This window comes from Leminorella richardii, assembly GCF_900478135.1.
GTDB classification, from domain to species: domain Bacteria; phylum Pseudomonadota; class Gammaproteobacteria; order Enterobacterales; family Enterobacteriaceae; genus Leminorella; species Leminorella richardii.
In genome coordinates, this window is sequence record NZ_LS483470.1 from 707,418 (window position 1) to 720,577 (window position 13,160).

Consider the following 13,160-nt stretch of genomic DNA (forward strand, 5'->3'; position numbering starts at 1 on the left):
GCGCGGCCGAAGAGGGATTATCTAAAGAGGGGTCACTAGAATCTTTGAACGGCGCTGATAGTTGTACAGCGCCTGTTTTTTCATCGGTAGAGAATCGATATCCGCAGGCAGGAACCCTCGTTCCTGGAACCAGTGGATGCTGTGAGTGGTGAGAACAAACAGTTTCTCAAGCCCCATCAGGCGAGCCTGTGCGCTGATTTTATCCAACAGTATTTCGCCTCTCAGCGAACTGCGATATTCGGGATGAACGGCGACACAGGCCATTTCGCCAATCTTTTCATCCTGAAAGGGGTAGAGTGCCGCACAGGCGATCGTCATGTTGTCCCGCTCGATAATAGTGAACTTGTCGATCTCCATTTCAAGCTGCTCTCTTGAACGACGCACCAGAATGCCCTGCTGCTCGAGAGGGCGAATGAGTTCCAGAATGCCGCCGATGTCGTGGATCGTCGCTCGCCGCACCTGTTCTGCGCTCTCCATGACAATTTGAGTACCGATGCCGTCCCGGGAAAACAGTTCCTGCACCAGCGCGCCGTTTTCCTGATAGCTGATCAGGTGGCAGCGACGCACGCCGCTGCGGCAGGCCTTAATGGCGCCGCGCAGGAATCGCACCGTGCCGGACTGAAAGTCTCCCTGCGCTTCGTGGTATTCAAGGCTGGTCTGTGCATCGTTGGGGAACAGTTCAGAAACGATCTTCCCGTCTTTATCCTCAACCCCTTGAGAGGAGCAAAAGCCGATCATTTTTTCCGCTTTTAGCTTAATAGCCAGTTGGGTGGCGACTTCCTCGGACGTCAGGTTAAAGCTCTCACCCGTGACAGAAACGGCAACGGGGCCAAGCAGCACGATGGCGCCGTTGTTGAGCTGAGTATGAATGGCCTCTTCGTCAATGCGCCGGATGCGGCCGCTGTGGCAGTAGTCGACGCCGTCATCGACTCCCATAGGCTGAGAGATGACGAAGTTGCCGCTAACGACGTTGATGTGTGCGCCCTGTAGAGGCGTATTGTTAAGGCTCATTGACAGTCGAGCGGTGATATCCAGCTGTAGGCGACCCGCTGCCTGTTTAACCAGCTCCAGCGCTTCGGCGTCAGTGACGCGGGTGTGCTTATGATAGACGGCAGGCTTGTTGTGCAGAGCCAGACTAGCGTCTATTTGCGGGCGAGCGCCGTAAACGACGACCAGATGAATGCCAAGGCTGTGAAGCAGGCCGATGTCATTAATAATGTTGCAGAAGTTTTCATGCTCAATGGCTTCACCCCCCAGCATGATAACGAACGTTTTTCCCCGGTGCGTATTGATATAGGGAACGGAGTGCCGAAAGCCTTCGACCAGTTCAGTGCTGCGCTCCTTCATGACTTGACCTCTGCATAATAATTCGGTTTTATTGTATTTTTATTCTATTTTGAGCGGTAAGGCAAGTGGAATATTCAGCGCTGTGCGCTTTTAGCCGCTGTTGAAGGTGCTAAGCAGGAAGATGAAATCTGTATAACGTTTAAGCGATATGTGCTAAGTATCAAGGAGTTTTGGGCAATCATGAGGCTAAAAGGCCGATAACACGCATCCTATGCGTGACAGCGAAGCCGCTCTTAGGTAGAGTTTTACGCCAGTTTTATTCGTTCTTATCGTGTATTGCCTGACTTAACGGAGAATCATGTCCAGCTCTGAGCCCAATTATTTACGCCGCCGTTTGTTGCAGGGAGCCGCAGCGACGTGGTTGTTGAGCGTTAGCGGCGTCGGCGCGGCGGCTTCTATGGCTACCGTGGTTGCCGTGCGGGTGTGGCCTTCGTCGACCTATACACGTATCACGTTGGAATCAAACATTCCCCTAAAGTATAAGCAGTTTGCTCTCGCCAATCCTAACCGCCTGGTGATTGATATTGAGGGCGTTCAGCTTAACAGCGTGCTGAAAAACATTTCGTCTCAGGTGCAGCAGAGCGATCCCTACTTAAAGCTGGTGCGAGTTGGGCAGTTTGATACTAAAACGGTTCGGCTGGTGCTTGAACTGAAGCAAAACATCAATCCTAGCCTGTTTACCCTTAATCCTATCGCCGAGTTTAAAAACCGTCTGGTGGTAGATTTGTATCCGGCTAACGGCGGCTCTTCAGAGCCTGACGATCCGCTGCTGGCGTTGCTGAAAGAGTATAATCAGGGCGCGCTGGAAAAAGATCAGCCCGCTCAGGCACCGCAGGCCGGTAAGGTTGGCAAGGACAGGCCTCTGGTGATCATGCTCGATCCGGGGCACGGCGGTGAAGATCCGGGCGCTATCGGCAAGCGCGGAACGCGGGAAAAGGATATCGTGCTGCAAATTGCCCGTCGCCTTCGTACTCTGATCCAAAAAGAGAAGGGAATGAAGGTCTATATGACCCGCAATGAAGACGTCTTTATTCCGCTGAAGGTTCGGGTGGCAAAGGCGCGTACGCAGCGGGCAGATCTGTTTATCTCCATTCACGCGGACGCCTTTACTAACCGCTCGGCGCGGGGGTCCTCTGTTTTTGCTCTTTCAACCAAGGGCGCGACCAGTAGCGCGGCCCAGTATCTGGCTCAAACCCAGAACGAGGCTGACCAGATTGGTGGGGTAAGCAAAAGCGGCGACCGCTATCTTGATCACACTATTTTCGATCTGGTTCAAACGGCGACAATCAACAGCAGCCTGACGTTTGGTAAAGAAGTGCTCGGCCGGATGGGGCGCATCAACAAGCTGCACAAGAATAAAGTTGAACAAGCAGGTTTTGCGGTGCTGAAATCGCCGGATATTCCTTCGATCCTGATTGAAACCGCCTTTATTTCCAATCTGGAAGAAGAGCGTAAACTGCGCACAGCGGCGTTTCAGCAGCAGCTGGCAGAGTCTATTTTCTCCGGCATTAAGACCTACTTCGCGTCTATTAAATACTAGCCGCTCAGTCCACAATAAACAGGCGGGCGCCGGTTAGCGTTCGGGAGCGGTGTGCCTGAGCATTATCTCCAACCTGATAGCTCATGCCTGGCGTTAGCGTGACGCAGGTGCCGTCTTCCAGTTCAGTTTCAAGCTCACCTTCGAGGCACAGTAAAACGTGTCCTTTTTTACACCAGTGATCTGCCAAATAGCCTGGCGTATATTCCACTGCACGCACGCGAATAAGATTTTCCGCTTCGCCAAAGGTTTGGGTTTGCCAATAGGCTTTACCGGTTTCACCGGGATGTTCGGTTTTTTCGACGAGGTTCCAGTCAACAGTACAGAAAGAGAAGGGGGACATGCGCATAGGCAAACTCACCGTTAGGTTGGGGAACGATAACGTTAAGCGTAGTCAAGTTTGTGGAGAAAAATAGGAGGAAAAATAAAGAAAAAGGAAGAAAAAAATGGTTGCGGGGGCCAGATTTGAACTGACGACCTTCGGGTTATGAGCCCGACGAGCTACCGGGCTGCTCCACCCCGCGTCCGACGCGATTTTCAATCGTTTACTGCTAAAGTATTGGTTGCGGGGGCCAGATTTGAACTGACGACCTTCGGGTTATGAGCCCGACGAGCTACCGGGCTGCTCCACCCCGCGTCCGAGACGATTTCAATCTTTTACTGCTACGGTATTGGTTGCGGGGGCCAGATTTGAACTGACGACCTTCGGGTTATGAGCCCGACGAGCTACCGGGCTGCTCCACCCCGCGTCCGTAGGAGGCGCATAATACTCTCTGTGACTCAGGTTGCAAGTGTTTTTTCCCTTCTGCATCAAAAAAGGATGTTTTTTATTTACCGATGATTAACGTTTCATCATTTCTCTCACTGCTCGCGTAAGCACTGATTTTGTCGCGCTGTTCCTTTATACTGTGCGCCTTATGACAGTTTAAAGCGGCAGATTAAGGTGAACGGTAAAATGATCGGACGATGGGCAAAGTACTTTCTTGGATGCGCAATTGTTGTGCTGCTGGTGGGCTGTGAGTCGCGCCCAACGGATCGAGGGCAGCAGTATAAAGACGGAAAGTTGACCCACCCCTTCGAACTGGTCAATAACCCTAACGCTCAAAACAAACCGGTCAACGGCAAGGACTTTGCTCAACAGGTGTATGAGATCAGTCAGTCATCGCCCTCTCTGTACGCCAAGTATCGAGACACCTATCAGGCCATTTTTCAGTGGATGGCGGCCGATGCTGAAGGCGGGGAGCTCAAGCAGTTCAGCATTGACACCTATCAGATGGAAGGCGTAGACAACTATGGCAACGTGCAGTTTACCGGCTACTACACGCCGGTGATCCACGCGCGGCATACCAAGCAGGGGGAATTTAAGTACCCGCTTTACGCCATGCCGAAAAAGAGCAAGAAGATGCGCCGCCTGCCTGACCGTGCTGGCATCTACAGTGGTGCGCTAGACGGACTGGGGCTTGAACTGGCCTACAGCAACTCGCTGGTTGATAACTTTATGATGGAAGTTCAGGGCAGCGCCTACGTTGACTTTGGTGACGGTACGCCGCTAGTGTTTTTTGCCTACGCCGGTAAAAACGGTCGCGGCTATTACAGTATTGGTAAAGTGCTGATCGACAGAAACGAAGTGCCGCGTGAAGAGATGTCAATGCAGGCCATCAAGCGCTGGGCGGAGCAGCACAGCGAAGCAGAGGTTCGAGAGCTGTTGGAACAAAACCCGTCATTTGTCTTCTTCAAGCCGCGCCATTCCGCACCGGTCAAGGGTGCCAGCGCAGTTCCGCTGATTGCTAAGGCGTCCGTTGCATCAGATAAAACTCTGGTGCCTGCGGGAAGCACCATTCTGGCGGAAGTGCCTCTGCTGGACAATCAGGGCAAATTTACCGGCAGATATGAAATGCGCCTGATGGTAGCGCTGGACGTCGGTGGAGCGATCAAAGGCCACCACTTTGATATCTATCAGGGCATTGGCGATGAGGCGGGTCACTGGGCGGGATACTACAACCATTACGGGCGAGTTTGGGTACTGAGTACGCCACAAGACGCCAGCGCGCTGACGTCGCCAGCGGCCGCTAAGTAGTTTACTGTTTTTGCTATCGATGAATGAGGTCGCTATGTCCGCCGCGTATTCTGACGCCTATTTTCAACGGTTCAGCGGTATTGCCCGCCTGTACGGAGAAAGCGCGCTGGCGCTTTTTTCCCGTTCTCACGTTTGCGTTATCGGCATCGGTGGGGTGGGTTCCTGGGCGGCAGAAGCGCTGGCAAGAAGCGGGATTGGTCAAATCACGCTAATTGATATGGACGACGTGTGCGTGACCAACGTTAACCGTCAGATCCACGCGCTGGGTACAACGGTAGGCCAGCCAAAGGGGGAAGTGATGGCCGACAGGATCCGCCAGATCAACCCCGAATGTAAAGTGACCTATATTGACGATTTTATTACTGTCGATAACGTGGCGGAATACCTTAGCGCAGGGTATGACTACGTGATTGACGCCATTGATAGCGTGCGGCCTAAGGCAGCCCTGCTTGCCTACTGTCGTCGTTACAAGATCCCCGTTGTGACAACCGGCGGAGCCGGAGGGCAAATCGATCCGACGCAGATTCAGGTAGTCGATTTGGCGAAAACTATTCAGGATCCGCTGGCGGCCAAGCTGCGCGAGCGGCTGAAAAGTGATTTTAGCGTCGTGAAGAACGGAAAAGGCAAACTGGGTATCGACTGCGTATTTTCCACCGAACAGCTGATGTATCCTCAGGCGGACGGCAGCGTGTGCGCCGTAAAGGCTAGTGCAGAAGGCCCGAAGCGTATGGACTGTGCATCTGGTTTTGGCGCGATAACGATGGTGACGGCGTCGTTTGGCTTTATCGCCGTGTCTCACGCGCTTAAAAAGATGCTGGCGAAAGCCCAAAGAATGGCTGACGGAAAATAAAGCCGTTCTCTTTCTCTATCCCAGAATTCCAGATGACTTATTCCAGACTGCTTTGCGCCGCACGTTTAACGGCACTAACCAGCGAATCTAATCCCTGAGAACGAGACGCGCTGAGCTGGGCATATATTCCCAGTTCGTTAAATAGATCCATCAGATCCATCTCGAGGATCTGTTTTGGCGTCTTCCCCTCTATTTGCGTCAACAGAACGGCCAGAATGCCTTTAACGATGCGCCCATCACTGTCGCCGTAAAAGTGTATAGTGCCGTCTTCATGTCGCTGATGCCCCAGCCAGACTCTGTTTTCACAGCCTTTCAGCTCTAAACGCTGCTGCTTTAGCGCATCGGGCAGCGCTGGCAGCTTTTTCGCCAGGAGGATCAGCTGGCGGTAGCGCTCTTCCCACGATGAGCAGCTCGCAAACAGAGTGCGTAGCGCCTCTGAGTCAATGTCAGAGCCAAACGGATGTGATGACGGCATGGTCACTCCAGAATTTCCATCGCATAAATTAATGACTGATAAAGGCGCTCAACGTCTTCCGGGCTGTTGTAAGGGGCAAACGAAGCGCGCACTGTGCCGCTGACGCCGATAGCGTCCAGCAGGGGCTGGGCACAGTGCTGCCCCGCGCGAACGGCAATGCCCTGTTCTGACAGCAGCGTTGCCAGATCGGCGTGATGAAAACCGTGAATATTGAACGACAGCAGGCAGCTGTCGGGAACGCTGTAGCTTATAAAGCCGGGTAGGGTTGACAGCTTTTCCCGCGCCAGACGTGAGAGGCTGCGAGCGTAGCGCTCTGCCGCTTCAGTGTCCTGTTCGGTAAGCCAGGCTAGCGCGGCGCCAGTGCCGATAACGCCGGCAACGTTGGGGGTTCCTGCTTCAAATCTGCTGGGGGAGTTCAAGGGTGTAAAGTCGCTAAAGTCGGCGTGGCTAAGCATTTTACCGCCGCCCTGCCAGGGCGCCATTTCATCAAGCAAGCTGGCCTTGCCGTACAGAACGCCGATGCCGGTTGGGCCGTAGAGCTTGTGGGCTGAAAAAGCATAGAAGTCAATGTCAAGGCGCTGAACATTGAGAGGCGAATGGATAACGCCCTGTGCGCCGTCAACGACGACAGCCGTGCCGTTGGCGTGGGCTAGCGAAATCGCCAGCTCCAGATTGGGGCATCCCCCTGTCACATTGGACATTTGGCTAATCGCCAGAATGCGGGTGCGCTCGTTTAGCCGCTCCGGCAGCGTTGTCAGGTCTGGCTGGTAATGTGCATCGAGAGGAAGCTTCACCACTCTTGCACCGGTTTGTGCGGCAACCATTAGCCACGGGATCAGATTGGCGTGATGTTCGGCTTCTGTAACAAGAATTTCGTCTCCCGGCTGTAGGCGAGGGCGAGCATAGCTTTGAGCGACCAGATTGAACGACTCTGTGGCGCCTTTGGTCCAGATAACGTTTTCATCGTGCGGTGCGTGGATGAGGGCCGCAGCGCGAGCGCGAGCCACTTCATACAGTTCAGTTGCTCTGCGGGCGGCGGGGTGAGCGCTTCGATGCACTGTAGCCCCGTTATTGCGGTAGTAGTCACACTGCGCGTCGATGACCGCGTTTGGCTTAAGCGCGGTGGCCGCGCTGTCGAGATAGCAGGCGTTTTCCCTTAGGGCAGGAAACTGCTGGCGAAACGATATGGGGTCAAATGGCGTCATGAGAATGTTCTACAATGCTTACAGAGCCGAGTTTTAATAAGTGAAAGCGAAGGGATTGTAACCCGTGAAGGCGGCGAGCGCAGCACAGATTGCTACTTAATTTGTTTGCGATTACGCGTTGTTCAGAAGATAGTTGAGACGATAGAATAAAGATTGCTGTAGATGTTAGGGGCGACGGCCCGTTTAACCAAAAGGAAGAGTGTATGAAGCGTAAAGTTTTATCCTGTGTGGCGCTGCTGTTAGCGCTGGGCGTCGCCGGCTGTTCCAGCCACTATGAAGTTACGATGCAGGACGGTACAAAAGTGATTGCCGTTGGTAAGCCTTCGCTGGACGAAAGCACCGGAATTGTGACCTTTGATACCCGTTTTGACGGAGAAAAGCAGGTTCCCCAGAGCGAAATCAAAGAGTACGTTAAGCAGCCGTACTGATTTTTCTGCGCAAAATGTGGAAATAGCGGTATGAGGACATAAAAAAAAGCACCGCCAGAGCGGTGCTACATAAAGACTATGATAAATAGGGTAAATGTTCAGAATTAATCGCTAATCCTATGGGGTAGGAAGCTAACGACCGTGCCCAACACCTGTCAGGCAATTAGCAAACACAACATCACAACCACAAAGCCAAAATGCGCTTTCGTTCAAAAACACATTTTCGTTCCGGCTCAGGAAGTGCGCTCACTATAGGTATTTGCTGGCGTATCCACAACGGACAATTTATAATGCATCGCATTAGAAAAACTAATGTATATACTGGCAAATAGGCCTCTTCTCCTCACCGAGCGGTGTAGGGATACAAAACGATGCTGATGATATGAAACGATTACCCCCTCTTAACGCGCTGCGCGTGTTTGACTCAGCGGCAAGAAACCTAGCTTTACTAGGGCTGCAGAGGAGCTGTTCGTAACGCAGGCTGCCGTTAGCCACCAGATAAAATCGTTGGAAGACTTCCTCGGGCTAAAGCTTTTTCGCCGTCGTAACCGTTCTCTTTTGCTGACTGAAGCCGGGCAAAGCTACTATTTAGATATAAAAGAAATTTTTGCGTCGCTGAATGAGGCGACCCGAAAACTACAGGCTCGCAGCGCGAAAGGGGCCCTCACGGTCAGCTTGCCCACCAGCTTTGCCATTCAGTGGCTGGTACCGCGTCTGAACGGATTTCACAGCCGCTATCCGGGAATCGACGTGCGGGTTCAGGCGGTGGATCGCGACGAGTGGAAAATGTCTGATGACGTAGACGTGTCTATTTTTTACGGGCGCGGCAACTGGAGCGGCCTGCACGTTGAGCCGCTGTATGCAGAATACCTTATTCCTGTCTGTGCGCCGTCTCTGATGCTGGGCGAAAACCGGCTGACGTCTCCCGAAATGCTGGGGCATCACACGCTGTTGCACGATGCTTCACGGCGCGACTGGCAGGCCTATATCCGTCAGCTTGGCATGTCGAACATCAACGTGCAGCAGGGGCCGATTTTCAGCCATACGGCGATGGTCGTACAGGCTGCGGTACACGGGCAGGGCGTCGCGCTAGTGAATAACATGCTGGCACAGGCGGAGATTGAGTCTGGCCGCTTGGTCTGCCCGTTTAATCAAGTGCTGGCCAGCAAGAACGCTTTTTATCTGGTGTGCCATGAAAGCCAGGCGGATCTGGGAAAAATAGCCTCTTTTCGCGAGTGGATTCTAGCCGTGGCAAGCGAAGAGCAGAAAAGCGTGCGTTTAAGCTATGACGAGTCAATTCGCTAAACGTGGGAATGAAGAGGTGATTTATGTCACCGTTTGTCGGTAGAATCTCACGAATTTTTATAAACAGGGGACGGGACGCATGAAAGGGCGCTGGATTTTGATTTTTGCCGCCGTCAGCGGTTTTATTTTTGTTTCTTTAGGCGCATTTGGCGCCCACGGCCTGAGTAAGATCCTTGATGCCAGACAGATGGCGTGGTTGAAAACTGGCCTTGAGTATCAGGCTATTCATACGCTGGCTATTTTAGCCTTAGGCATTGCCCAAGGGGTTAAAGAGTGCGTCTGGCTTCGCCGCAGCGCGGCAATGATGGCGATCGGTACCGTATTTTTCAGCGGCAGCCTCTATTGGCTGGCGCTGACCTCAACGAAAATTTGGCCCTACATTACGCCGCTGGGCGGCTTTTTCTTCCTGGCTGGCTGGGCACTGTTGCTCGTAGGAGCCTGCCGCTTTAAGAGGGCGTCTGCGTGAATAAGATTGCTTTGTACTGCCGTCCCGGCTTTGAGAAAGAGTGTGCTGCCGAGATTGCCGATCGCTCTACGCGCTTGGGCATTTACGGATTTCCGCGAGTTAAGGACGGCTGTGGATACGTTATTTTTGAGTGCTACCAGCACGATGATGCCGAGCGACTGATCCGCGAGCTTCCCTTTACCTCCCTTATTTTTGCCCGTCAAATGCTGGTGGTTGGCGATCTGCTAAAAGATCTGCCGCCGGAAGATCGGGTGTCGCCTATTGTCGGCATGATTCAGGGCGTTGTCGAAAGAGCCGGAGAGCTGCGGGTCGAAGTTCCCGATACCAACGAAGGTAAGGAACTGCTCAAGTTTTGCCGTAAGCTCACCGTACCGCTGCGTCAGGCGCTGCGAGACGCTGGCGTGATGCTGAACAGGGAGAGCCACCAGCGCCCTGTTGTTCACGTGTTTTTTATCGCCAGCGGCTGCTGTTACGTTGGCTACTCTTACAGTAACAACAACTCCCCTTTCTTTATGGGTATTCCTCGGCTGAAGTTTCCCGCAGAGGCTCCCAGCCGCTCGACGCTCAAGCTGGAAGAGGCGTTTCACATCTTTATTGCTGCTGACGAGTGGGAAGAGCGACTGGCTAGCGGCATGAGAGCGGTCGATCTCGGGGCTAGCCCGGGTGGATGGACTTACCAGCTGGTTCAGCGCAGCATGATGATTGAAGCCGTCGATAACGGACCCATGGCGCAAAGCCTGATGGATACCGGGCAGGTGACTCACCGTAAGGAAGACGGTTTCCACTTCCAGCCGACGCACGTCACTACCAACTACTGGGTGGTGTGCGATATGGTGGAGAAACCCTGGCGCGTTGCAATGCTGATGGCTGACTGGCTGATTAACGGCTGGTGCCGCGAAGCTATATTCAACCTGAAGCTGCCGATGAAAAAGCGCTATGAAGAAGTCAGCCAGTGCTTGGAAGGAATCGATAAGCGCCTAAAAGAACACGGCATTAGCGCTCAGATTCAGGCAAGGCAGCTGTACCACGATCGTGAAGAGGTCACGGTACACGTTCGCCGGATGTGGAGCGCTATTCCCGGTCGCCGGGATGAGCGTGAGCGCCGCTAAAGCGCAGATCCTGAAGGTTACCCCGAAGCGGAACGTCCCGTTTTAGGGTAGCCAGCTCGCGACAGAGAAAAGCCTGCTCTTTTTGCGCTTCAAGCTTGCCGCGCCACTTCTGCGGCACCTCTTCAATTCTCCGATAGGCTTCTTCCAGAGAACCAAACTGGGCAAGTATTGCAGCGGCGGCTTTGGGGCCGATCCCCACTACGCCGGGAATTTTACTGCTGCTAATTCCCGTCAGTCCCCAAAAGTCGACCAGCTGTGCAGGAGAGACGCCGAACTCCCGTTCGATAAAAGGCACGTCCAGCCAGCGCTTTTGAAAGTAGTCCCGAATGCGCAGCGTGGGTGCTAGCAGCTGACAGTAGCCCTTGTCCGTTGAGACCAGAGTGACCTGATGGCCCTGCTTGCTGATGCGATAGGCGAGTGTGGCAGCGACGTCGTCTGCTTCGTCCCCTTCGGAGCGCCAGCAGGTAACGCCAGCCTGAACGAAGGCCTGTTCGATGCTTCCTAATTCCTCGCTGAGAGATTCCGGCATGGCGACCCTTCCTGACTTGTAGTCGGGGTAGAGGCGATGCCGCCAGCTCTGTTTTCTTTCCTCATCGTCGAAAACGGCAACTGCGTGCGTAGGGTTTGCATGTTGAACAAGCTGTTCAAGGGCACGAACGCAAGAGTGCCCGCAGGGAGAACCCTGAACAGCGTGGATCCGCCGTATCAGGTTTAACGCGTCAACAATCAGAAGATGAATGGGCACAGGGGTATCCTCGCAGCCGCTGGCAGCCTAAGCCAGCGGCAGTTAGCGGTGAACTCAGGCGCAGATCTCATAGCACGGCGTGTAGGCCGTTCCTGGTAGCTTCATGCGGTGCTGTGCGACGAAGCCCTGAAGCAGGGTATCCATATGGCGCATCATCTGCGGATCTCCGTGGATCTTATAGCGACCGTACTGCTCAATAGCCTGAATGCCTACATCTTTGACGTTACCCGCAACAATGCCGGAAAACGCTCGGCGCAGAGCCGCTGCCAGCTGCTCTGGCGGCTGATTAGGATACAGGTTCAGGTTGGCCATATTTTCGTGTGTCGGATCAAACGGGTGCTGGAGGTCTGGCGCAATTTTAAGCGACCAGTTAAAGCTATAGGCATCACCGTTAGTTTTACGGCACTCTTTCACCGCAGCCATACCGTGCTTCATGATACGCGCCACTTCTTCCGGATCGTCAATGACGATGGTGTAGTACTTGCGTGCCTGCTCGCCCAGTGTGTTGAGGATAAAGTTGTCTAACACGTGGAAATAGTCCGCGCTCTCTTTTGGCCCACTCAGCACCAGAGGGAGCACCTGATCTTTGTTTTCCGGATTCATCAAGATACCGAGTAGGTAGAGCAGCTCTTCCGCTGTACCTACGCCGCCGGGGAAAATCACAATACCGTGAGCCAGGCGAACAAAGGATTCCAGACGCTTTTCGATATCTGGCATGATGACCAGTTCGTTCACCAGAGGGTTAGGCGGCTCAGCGGCAATGATTGACGGCTCTGTCATGCCGATAAAGCGGCTTTCTTTATACCCCTGCTGAGCGTGGCCTACGGCAGCACCCTTCATTGGGGCTTCCATGGCGCCGGGCCCGCAGCCGGTGCAGATGTTCATTTTGCGCAGGCCCAGCTGATTGCCTACTTTACGGGCATAAAGATACTCAGTTTCGTTAATGGAGTGACCGCCCCAGCAGACCACCATATTTGGCTCCTCACCAACGTGCAGAGCGCGGGCGTTGCGCAGAATGGCGAACACCAGGTTGGTCAAGTGAACGCTGCTGTCGGGGTCCAGACGATGGTGCCTGTAGGCCTGAGTGATCTGGCCGTGGACAAACAGAATGTCGCGCAGAACGGCAAACAGATTGGACTGAATCGAGTGGATCAGTCGACCGTCTACAAAAGCTTCTTCCGGCGGATTGATTAGCTCAAGCTTAATGCCGCGCTCTCGACGCAGGATATTGATATCAAATGATTTGTAGCGCTCCAGCAGCTCTTTGCTGTTGTCGGTCTGGCTGCCGGCGTTCAGCACGGCCAGTGAACAGTTGCGAAACAGATGATACAGATTACTGCTGGCGGTTTTTTTCAGCGTGTCGACTTCAATTTGCGACAGTAGGTCCATGGAACCTAGTGGGGGGCTAATGTGCGTAATCAAGCTTATATCCTTAACGTTTCTAAGATATTACGAATCAGTGTCTTATGAATCATCGGTCTTACGAATCACTGGCCTAATAAACCTATGGCCTTATGAACCAATAAAAACCAAATTTATAATGAAAATGACAATAATATCGTTTATTGCCTTATTCAAACTACTTTACTGATGTTATGGGCATGACTCACGAGAAT

General features: G+C 53.3%; 12 protein-coding genes, 3 tRNA genes and 1 pseudogene. 7 read left to right on the plus strand and 9 right to left on the minus strand.

What is annotated here, in order from left to right:
- Window positions 1-21 precede the first annotated feature (21 nt).
- Window positions 22-1,347, minus strand: coding sequence for an amino-acid N-acetyltransferase (gene argA / locus DQM29_RS03300; RefSeq protein ID WP_111739298.1), 1,326 nt, complete (start codon window positions 1,345-1,347; stop codon window positions 22-24).
- 298 nt (window positions 1,348-1,645) lie between these two features.
- Here argA and amiC point away from each other — a divergent pair, with 298 nt between their 5' ends.
- The gene (amiC, locus tag DQM29_RS03305; protein WP_111739299.1) at window positions 1,646-2,887 is read left to right on the plus strand and encodes an N-acetylmuramoyl-L-alanine amidase AmiC; all 1,242 of its coding nucleotides are present in this window, start codon (window positions 1,646-1,648) and stop codon (window positions 2,885-2,887) included.
- 4 nt (window positions 2,888-2,891) lie between these two features.
- Here amiC and DQM29_RS03310 read toward each other — a convergent pair whose 3' ends face one another.
- The 4 genes from DQM29_RS03310 to DQM29_RS03325 form a co-directional block, all read right to left on the minus strand.
- Window positions 2,892-3,233 (minus strand): DHCW motif cupin fold protein, encoded by a 342-nt coding sequence (locus DQM29_RS03310; RefSeq protein ID WP_111739300.1) that lies wholly within the window; start codon window positions 3,231-3,233, stop codon window positions 2,892-2,894.
- A gap of 98 nt (window positions 3,234-3,331) precedes the next feature.
- A tRNA-Met gene (locus tag DQM29_RS03315) sits at window positions 3,332-3,408 on the minus strand.
- Between the two features lie 36 nt (window positions 3,409-3,444).
- Window positions 3,445-3,521 (minus strand) — tRNA-Met (locus tag DQM29_RS03320).
- Window positions 3,522-3,556: 35 nt separating this feature from the next.
- A tRNA-Met gene (locus DQM29_RS03325) sits at window positions 3,557-3,633 on the minus strand.
- A gap of 206 nt (window positions 3,634-3,839) precedes the next feature.
- Between DQM29_RS03325 and mltA the strand changes: the two genes are divergently transcribed.
- Both mltA and tcdA read left to right on the plus strand, forming a co-directional pair.
- Entirely contained in the window at window positions 3,840-4,961 is a 1,122-nt protein-coding gene (mltA, locus tag DQM29_RS03330; RefSeq protein WP_111739301.1) for a murein transglycosylase A, read from the plus strand.
- Between the two features lie 34 nt (window positions 4,962-4,995).
- Complete coding sequence (gene tcdA, locus DQM29_RS03335; RefSeq protein ID WP_111739302.1) at window positions 4,996-5,811, plus strand: tRNA cyclic N6-threonylcarbamoyladenosine(37) synthase TcdA; 816 nt, start codon at window positions 4,996-4,998, stop codon at window positions 5,809-5,811.
- Between the two features lie 37 nt (window positions 5,812-5,848).
- Here tcdA and csdE read toward each other — a convergent pair whose 3' ends face one another.
- Window positions 5,849-6,286 carry a cysteine desulfurase sulfur acceptor subunit CsdE gene (csdE, locus tag DQM29_RS03340; protein WP_111739303.1) on the minus strand — a complete coding sequence of 146 codons (438 nt, stop codon included), beginning with the start codon at window positions 6,284-6,286 and terminating at the stop codon, window positions 5,849-5,851.
- Window positions 6,287-6,288: 2 nt separating this feature from the next.
- On the minus strand, window positions 6,289-7,491 hold the full coding sequence (gene csdA / locus DQM29_RS03345) for a cysteine desulfurase CsdA (RefSeq protein ID WP_111739304.1): 1,203 nt from the start codon (window positions 7,489-7,491) through the stop codon (window positions 6,289-6,291).
- A 203-nt stretch (window positions 7,492-7,694) separates the two neighbouring features.
- Here csdA and DQM29_RS03350 point away from each other — a divergent pair, with 203 nt between their 5' ends.
- The 4 genes and pseudogenes from DQM29_RS03350 to rlmM all read left to right on the plus strand — a co-directional run bounded on the left by DQM29_RS03350 (window position 7,695) and on the right by rlmM (window position 10,799).
- Window positions 7,695-7,919, plus strand: a complete 225-nt coding sequence (locus DQM29_RS03350) for a YgdI/YgdR family lipoprotein (RefSeq protein ID WP_111739305.1) — start codon at window positions 7,695-7,697, stop codon at window positions 7,917-7,919.
- Window positions 7,920-8,301: 382 nt separating this feature from the next.
- Window positions 8,302-9,224 (plus strand): annotated as a pseudogene (locus DQM29_RS03355) (transcriptional regulator GcvA).
- Between the two features lie 79 nt (window positions 9,225-9,303).
- Complete coding sequence (locus tag DQM29_RS03360; protein ID WP_111739306.1) at window positions 9,304-9,690, plus strand: DUF423 domain-containing protein; 387 nt, start codon at window positions 9,304-9,306, stop codon at window positions 9,688-9,690.
- On the plus strand, window positions 9,687-10,799 hold the full coding sequence (rlmM, locus tag DQM29_RS03365; protein WP_111739307.1) for a 23S rRNA (cytidine(2498)-2'-O)-methyltransferase RlmM: 1,113 nt from the start codon (window positions 9,687-9,689) through the stop codon (window positions 10,797-10,799). Before DQM29_RS03360 ends, rlmM begins: the two co-directional genes overlap by 4 nt.
- Here rlmM and xni read toward each other — a convergent pair.
- Together xni and ppnN are read right to left on the minus strand one after the other, a co-directional pair.
- Window positions 10,762-11,544, minus strand: a complete 783-nt coding sequence (xni, locus tag DQM29_RS03370; RefSeq protein WP_111739308.1) for a flap endonuclease Xni — start codon at window positions 11,542-11,544, stop codon at window positions 10,762-10,764. The genes rlmM and xni overlap by 38 nt on opposite strands.
- A 54-nt stretch (window positions 11,545-11,598) precedes the next feature.
- Window positions 11,599-12,966 (minus strand): nucleotide 5'-monophosphate nucleosidase PpnN, encoded by a 1,368-nt coding sequence (gene ppnN / locus DQM29_RS03375; RefSeq protein ID WP_111739309.1) that lies wholly within the window; start codon window positions 12,964-12,966, stop codon window positions 11,599-11,601.
- Window positions 12,967-13,160 lie beyond the last annotated feature (194 nt).

Excerpts from the sequence above, each read along its gene's own strand:
- argA (WP_111739298.1), bottom strand. The coding sequence starts at position 1,347 with ATGAAGGAGCGCAGCACTGAACTGGTCGAAGGCTTTCGGCACTCCGTT.
- amiC (WP_111739299.1), top strand. The coding sequence starts at position 1,646 with ATGTCCAGCTCTGAGCCCAATTATTTACGCCGCCGTTTGTTGCAGGGA.
- DQM29_RS03310 (WP_111739300.1), bottom strand. The coding sequence starts at position 3,233 with ATGCGCATGTCCCCCTTCTCTTTCTGTACTGTTGACTGGAACCTCGTC.
- mltA (WP_111739301.1), top strand. The coding sequence starts at position 3,840 with ATGATCGGACGATGGGCAAAGTACTTTCTTGGATGCGCAATTGTTGTG.
- tcdA (WP_111739302.1), top strand. The coding sequence starts at position 4,996 with ATGTCCGCCGCGTATTCTGACGCCTATTTTCAACGGTTCAGCGGTATT.
- csdE (WP_111739303.1), bottom strand. The coding sequence starts at position 6,286 with ATGCCGTCATCACATCCGTTTGGCTCTGACATTGACTCAGAGGCGCTA.
- csdA (WP_111739304.1), bottom strand. The coding sequence starts at position 7,491 with ATGACGCCATTTGACCCCATATCGTTTCGCCAGCAGTTTCCTGCCCTA.
- DQM29_RS03350 (WP_111739305.1), top strand. The coding sequence starts at position 7,695 with ATGAAGCGTAAAGTTTTATCCTGTGTGGCGCTGCTGTTAGCGCTGGGC.
- DQM29_RS03360 (WP_111739306.1), top strand. The coding sequence starts at position 9,304 with ATGAAAGGGCGCTGGATTTTGATTTTTGCCGCCGTCAGCGGTTTTATT.